Source organism: Planctomycetota bacterium (assembly GCA_016872555.1).
Lineage (GTDB): Bacteria > Planctomycetota > Planctomycetia > Pirellulales > UBA1268 > F1-20-MAGs016.
Window position 1 is genome coordinate 1 of the sequence record VGZO01000098.1, and the last position, 6212, is coordinate 6212.

The 6212-nt window shown below is 73.0% G+C and carries 6 protein-coding genes; 4 read left to right on the forward strand and 2 right to left on the reverse strand.

The features are described from left to right. Positions 1 to 1833 (reverse strand): methyl-accepting chemotaxis protein (locus tag FJ309_16895; GenBank protein MBM3956251.1); only part of this gene is annotated, 1833 nt, incomplete at its 3' end. 242 nt (positions 1834 to 2075) lie between these two features. On the opposite strand from FJ309_16895, the gene FJ309_16900 reads away from it, so the two are divergent. The 3 genes from FJ309_16900 (at position 2076) to FJ309_16910 (ending at position 5275) form a co-directional block, all read left to right on the forward strand. Beyond that, a complete protein-coding gene (locus FJ309_16900) occupies positions 2076 to 2672 on the forward strand; it encodes an HAD-IA family hydrolase (GenBank protein ID MBM3956252.1) in 597 nt (198 codons plus the stop codon). Further along, positions 2669 to 3892 (forward strand): threonine ammonia-lyase, encoded by a 1224-nt coding sequence (locus FJ309_16905; protein MBM3956253.1) that lies wholly within the window; start codon positions 2669 to 2671, stop codon positions 3890 to 3892. Before FJ309_16900 ends, FJ309_16905 begins: the two co-directional genes overlap by 4 nt. A 270-nt stretch (positions 3893 to 4162) precedes the next feature. Next, positions 4163 to 5275 carry a trypsin-like peptidase domain-containing protein gene (locus tag FJ309_16910; GenBank protein ID MBM3956254.1) on the forward strand — a complete coding sequence of 371 codons (1113 nt, stop codon included), beginning with the start codon at positions 4163 to 4165 and terminating at the stop codon, positions 5273 to 5275. Positions 5276 to 5323: 48 nt separating this feature from the next. Here the strand turns inward: FJ309_16910 and FJ309_16915 are convergent, their stop codons facing one another. Continuing rightward, entirely contained in the window at positions 5324 to 5872 is a 549-nt protein-coding gene (locus FJ309_16915; GenBank protein ID MBM3956255.1) for a peptidylprolyl isomerase, read from the reverse strand. A gap of 183 nt (positions 5873 to 6055) precedes the next feature. On the opposite strand from FJ309_16915, the gene FJ309_16920 reads away from it, so the two are divergent. Beyond that, positions 6056 to 6212 (forward strand): serine/threonine protein kinase (locus tag FJ309_16920; GenBank protein ID MBM3956256.1); only part of this gene is annotated, 157 nt, incomplete at its 3' end.

The window sequence follows — 6212 nt, forward strand, 5'->3', positions numbered from 1 at the left end:
CTGATTGACGTATTCGAAGCGTGTCGAGAGCCCGTGGACCTTGTCGATCACTTCGACGAATTGACCACTGATCGCCGACACCCGGCCGACACCCGTCTTCACGTCGGTCGCGAACCGATCCATCTCCTCCACGCCGGCGCTCACCGCGTCCTGCATCTGGGCGACGAGCCGCTCGATGTCGAGCGTGGCCACCGCGGTCTGATCGGCCAGCCGGCGGATCTCGCGGGCCACGACGATGAACCCCTGGCCATATTCCCCGGCCTTCTCTGCCTCGATGGCGGCGTTGATCGAGAGGAGGTTGGTCTGGTCGGCAACTTTCGTGATCGTCGTGATCACCATGTTGATGTCCTCCGCCCGTTCACGGATCAGGGCGAGGCGCTCGGTGAACTCGGCGGTCGATTCCTCGAGGCGGGTCATCGTCTCGCCGATGCCGGCGATGTCGGTCCTGCCGGCGCTGGCGACCTGGGCCGTCTCGGCAGCGACCGTGGCGACTTCGTTCATCGTGCCGAGGAGCTCGTGACCGGTGACGGCGATCTGCCGGCTGGCGACCGCGGCCTGGCTGGTGCTCGAGCCGAGCGACTGGATCGCCTGGCGTTGGCGTTCGCCCGCCGCCGACAGGCTCCGCGTGGTGTCGTCGAGCTCGTGCCCCGCCCGCTTCACCTCGCTGACCAGACCGCGGAGGCTGCCGGTCATCCGGCCGATGTCGCGGAGCAACTGTCCTGATTCGTCGCCTCCGCGGGTATCGAGCTGGCCGGTCAGGTCGCCGGCGGCGACGCGGCGGGCCATCGCGGTCGCCTGATCGACCCGTCGCGTGAACCGGGTCGCCAGCCAGGCCAGGAAGAGGAGCAGCACCGCGAACACCGGCGCTGCCAGGGCCGCGAGACCGAAGAGCGACGCCCGTGCCGGGGCGAGGATCGCCCGTTCGGGAAACACCGACACGACCTCCCAGTCGGCGGTCTCCGACCGGGCGCTCGCCACCAGGCGGCGGCCTCCGTGATCGGCATCGACGAAGGATACGAACGAGCCCGGCGACAGGTCGAGTTGCCCGAGCGTCTCCGCCAGCGTGCCGCGCGGGTCGCCGTCGGGCCGCGCGTCGGTTGCCGTCGATGCCAGCACCCGACCTGAGCTGCTGAAGACGAGGATGTCGCCGGCCGGGACACCGACGCCGAGGGACCCCGTCGCGAACGGAGCCTCGCGCTCGAGGACCCGCTGCAACTCGGCCTCCAGATCGGCGAGTGACCGTTCGACCGACGCCGCCCCGGCGAACCGCTCGGCACGCACGATCGGGTGGACATGCTCGACCACCAACCGTCCCCCGATCAGGCGCGGTTCGGCGACGAGGGTCTTGTCGGGGCATGTCGGATCGAGATGCCGCGCGCGACTGGCGGCGATCGTTCCCCCGTCGGAGGCCTCGGCCGCGATCGTCGCGTCGGGGCCGTCGCTCCGGATCCAGCGCGTGCCCGAGGCATCGGGCCCTGCGGGGCCCGTCGCGGGCGCGTCGTCGACGAGAGCGACCGCCGTCGCCAGGAACCGGGGCTCGGCCACGAGGACGTCGCGAGCGAGCCTCGCCCCGAGGGCGGCAGCGTCTCCGGCGGCTGCCTCCTCCACCGCCTGGGCGACCGTCCGCGCTGCGGTCGCGGCCTCGACGGTGACCCGCTCGATCCCGGCGGCGATCGTCTGGCTGCGGGCGACCAGCGTCCGCCCGGCCATGTCGACCAGCACCGCGTGCACCTGCCGGACCGACAGCCAGGCGAGGACCCCGAGGATCAGTGCCGCGGGCACCAGGCCGAGGAGCAGCAGGCGTTGGCGGATGCCGAGGAAGGGGGTCTGCATGGGAAGCGGGCTTTGGGCCTGGTGCGGAACCGGTCCAAGACTAGCAAGGCGCGGCCTGACCGGGGGCGGACGGGGCCGCGGCGGCCGGAAACCGCCCCTGCCACCTGTACGGTCGTCGTCGGCCCGGACCCCCCACGCGGCGACGCCGGTTCCGCCGTGGACACGCCGCCGGCGGGGCGCCACGATGGCACCCCGGCCCCGCAGCGCCCCCGGGCGGAACTTCACTTCACCGAGTCCTGCCGATGTGGCACCGTCCTCGATACGACGCCCTGCTCTTCGACTGTGACGGCACGCTCGCCGACACCATGCCGGCTCATTACCGGGCGTGGCTGGCGGTCACGTCGTCGCACGGGATCGCGTTTCCGGAGAGCCGGTTCTACGCTCTCGGCGGCCGTCCGACACGCGACATCGTCGCCACGCTGGCCCGCGAGGCGGGGGTCGATCTCGACATCACCGCCGCGGCCCGCCGCAAGGAAGAGGCGTTCCTCGCCGGCCTCGGTGCCGTGCAGCCGATCGAACCGGTCGTCGCCGTCGTTCGCCGTTGCCGGGGACGCGTGCCGATGGCGGTGGTCACCGGCGGCCATCGCGCCGTCTGCCGGAGAATCCTCGCCCACATCGGCCTCGCCGACGACTTCGACGATCTCGTCGCCAGCGAGGACACTGCCCGCCACAAGCCCGACCCCGATCCGTTCCTGGAGGCGGCCCGGCGGCTCGGAGTCGAGCCTCGCCGCTGCGTCGTCTGGGAAGACAGCGATCTGGGCATCGCCGCCGCCCGCGCTGCCGGGATGGAGTGGGTCGACGTCCGCGGCTTCCATCGCCCCGCGCCGGTGAGCCGATGAGCGGCGCCGCGACGGTGTCGCTGGCCGACATCCGCGCCGCCCGTGAGCGGATCAGCGGCGCGATCTACCATTCCCCCTGCCCGGTGAGCGTGCCCCTCTCGGAGTTGGTCGGCGCGACGGTGTTTTGCAAGCTCGACCTCCTCCAGCGAACCGGGTCGTTCAAGGAGCGCGGTGCCCGCAACGCCCTGGTGCTTCTCGATCCCGCCGCCCGGCGCCGTGGCGTCGTCGCCGCGTCGGCCGGCAATCACGCCCTCGGGCTCGCCTGGCACGGGCGTCTCCTCGGCATCCCGGTGACGGTGGTGATGCCGCGGTTCGCCCCGCTGGTGAAGGTCGCGACCTGCCGCCGCCTCGGAGCGACGGTGATCCTCCATGGCGACTCGTTCGACGAGGCCCGGGCCGAGGCGGTGCGGATCGCCGCCGCCGACGGGCTCGAGCGGATCCATGGGTTCGACGATCCGCGCGTGATCGCCGGCCAGGGGACGATGGCCCTCGAAGTGCTCGAAGACCTTCCCGATGCCGAGGTGATCGTCGTCCCCACCGGCGGTGCCGGCCTGCTCGCCGGCGTAGCCACGGTCGCCAAGGCGCTCGCTCCTTCGATCCGCATCGTCGCCGTCGAGCCCGCCGCGGCGCCGAGCCTGTCGGCGTCGCTCGCCGCCGGCCGTCCCGTGGCGGTGCCGGTGCGGCCGACGCTCGCCGACGGCCTCGCGGTGGGGCGCGTCGGCGACGTCGCCTTTCCGATCGCGGCGCCGCTGATCGACCACGTCGTCACCGTCGGCGAGGAGGCCCTCGCCCTGGCGGTGCTGCGCCTCGCGGAGCTCGAGAAACTGGTGGTCGAGGGGGCGGGGGCGGCGGCGTTGGCGGCGCTGCTGGCGGAGGGCTGTCCTGATGTCCGCGGCCGCCGTGTCGTCCTCCTCCTCTGCGGCGGCAACATCGACCTCTCGATCCTCGGCAGGGTGATCGACCACGGCCTGGCTGCCGACGGCAGGCTGTGGCGGTTCACGACGCGGGTCACCGACCGCCCCGGCGGGATCGCCCGGCTCGCGACGGTGATCGCCGAGGCCGGCGCCAGCGTTCTCGAGATCGCCCACGACCGCACCTTCTCCGGCCCCGACGTGTTCTCCGTCCGCGTCGCGGTCACGGTGGAGACCGCCGACCGGGCCCAGATCGATGCGCTGGCAGCCGCCCTCGCCGCGGCCGGGTTTCCCCTCGGCGCCGGCTGATCGACCCTGCCGACGGCGCGTGTGGTGCCGGTCGTGCCACCCGGGCAGGCGCCGGAGTTTTTTCCCGCGGCGGAGGCCGGGGAATGCCGACCAACCTTGATCGGGAGCGACGGCCGGCGCGGTGGAGGGCGCGATGGTGACACATGCGGGGAACACGCACCGCCCCTCGGCGACGGAGCAGGAGCGTGAGCGGCGCCGGCTGCGCCGCGAGCTGCTGCGGCGGATCCTCGACCGGGAGACACGCCGGCGCCGGTCGCGGGGCGTCGGGCGTTGACACCCCCGTCGCGTTGCCGTGGAGACCGACCGGTGCGGCACGCGGCACACCTCGCCAGCGTCGTGGCGGCAGGACTCTGGCTCGCGGTGGCCGCGCCGGCGGCTGCCCAGTGGTGGCCATGGTGGCCGCAGCAGAGAGGGCCAGCTCCATTCGAGCCGGAAGTGTTCGCTGATTACCTCGCCTCCGGCCAGGCGCCCCATCCGGCCGTGGTGCGGATCGTGGCGGCGGAGCGCGGCGCCACCTCGCTCGGCTCCGGCGTGCTCGTCGACGTCGATGCCACCCGCGGCCTGATCGTCACCAACCACCACGTCGTCCGCGACACGCGCTCCGCGGTGCTCGTGCAGTTTCCCGACGGCTTTCAGTCGGCCGGGACGGTCCTCCGCGAGGATCCGACCTGGGATCTCGCCGTGATCGTCGTCTGGCGCCCGCTCGCGAGCCCGGTGATCCTCGCCGACGCGCCCCCGGCGATCGGTGCGCCCCTCACGATCGCCGGCTGGGGCCGCGGCACGTTCCGCGCCCAGTCCGGCCCCTGCATGCAGTACCTCTCACCGGGCTCGGGCCAGCCGCGGGAGCTGGTCGAGCTGGTCGCTTCGGCGCGCCAGGGGGACTCCGGTGGACCGATCCTCGATGCCTCCGGCCGTCTGGCGGGCGTCCTCTTCGGTGAGAACGACGGCCGCACCGTCGGCAGTGCCGTGACGCGCGTCCGGGCGATCCTGGCGAGCGTCGGTTCGGCGGGGGCCAGCCCGATGCCCACTCCCTTCGGCCCGCCGCTGCCGGGGCCGGTACCCCCGCTTCCCGCGGCGAATCCGGCCGGTTTGGCCTCCGCGCCCGCTGCCGCCGGTCCTGCCTGGGCCGAAGCCGATCCGGGGCCGCTCCCCGAGTCGGTCGCCGTCGCCAGCGCTGCCACCGACGAGACCGTCGCACCGCCGACGGTCGCGGCGGACGGCGTTCCGATGGAGACGGTGTCGCCGCGTCTTCCCGACGTCGGCGCGCTTGTCGACAAGTTGCGCACGCCGGAAGGCCGCGAGGCAGCGGTGCAGGCCGCCGGCGGCATCGCACTGTCGCTGCTCGGCCTCCGCGCGGTGTTTCGGCGCCGGCGGCGTCCGTGAGCGACGCAGCCCCACGCGGCCGCCCCGACGCCCGACGCGCGGGGGCGTTCAGCGTTTTTTCGGGATCTTTTCGACGGTCGCCTTGCGGATCGTCACCGGTGTCAGCGGCCGATCCTGGGCTCCGGTGCGCACCTCGCCGATCTTCTTGACGACCGCGAGGCTGGCGTCGTCGGCCGTCTTGCCGAAGGCCGTGTACTGCCCGTCGAGGTGCGGGACGCGCTCGAGGCAGATGAAGAACTGGCTGCCCGCGGTGTTCGGCTCACTCGTCCGGGCCATCGACAGCACACCCGGCTCGTGACGCGTGGAGTTGAACTCGGCGGGGATCTTGTAGCCCGGCCCGCCGGTGCCCGTGCCTTCCGGGCAGCCCCCCTGGATCATGAACCCCTTGATGATCCGGTGAAACGTCACGCCGTCGTAAAACCCGTTTTCCGCCAGCGCGACGAGATTGCGCACGTGCCCTGGGGCCGACTTCGCGTCGAGCGTGAGCCGGATCGGCCCTTCGCTCGTGTCGAGGAGCACCGCGTAGTCGAAGCTGTCGAGGTCGAGATCCTTCGCCGCCTTCTGCAGGACGGCGGCGGAGGGCTTGGGCTGCGGCATGGGCAACGCTCCGGAGGTCGGGGTCCGCGCGAGAAGGTGCCGGCGTGGCACCTCCCGGGTTCGACAGTCTCGCGGTGGAAGCGGGCGGTCGTCAAACGCCCGCCACCGGCGCCGTCGCGGGGGCAGCGGCGACATTGCCCGCTCCCGGCCCGCCGTCGATACTGACGCTCTCCAGAGCCCCACATGGATTCCCCGCCGCCTTCCCCGCCGTCATCCGACGATCTTTCCGGCCGTCGGCTGGGGGGCTATCGGCTCCTGCGCCTCCTCGGCCGCGGGGCGATGGCCGACGTCTACCTCGCCGAGCAGCAGTCGCTCGGCCGGCACGTGGCCGTGAAGATCC

Coding starts and splice junctions, on each gene's coding strand:
- FJ309_16900 (MBM3956252.1), top strand. CDS start 2,076: ATGTGGCACCGTCCTCGATACGACGCCCTGCTCTTCGACTGTGACGGC.
- FJ309_16905 (MBM3956253.1), top strand. CDS start 2,669: ATGAGCGGCGCCGCGACGGTGTCGCTGGCCGACATCCGCGCCGCCCGT.
- FJ309_16915 (MBM3956255.1), bottom strand. CDS start 5,872: ATGCCGCAGCCCAAGCCCTCCGCCGCCGTCCTGCAGAAGGCGGCGAAG.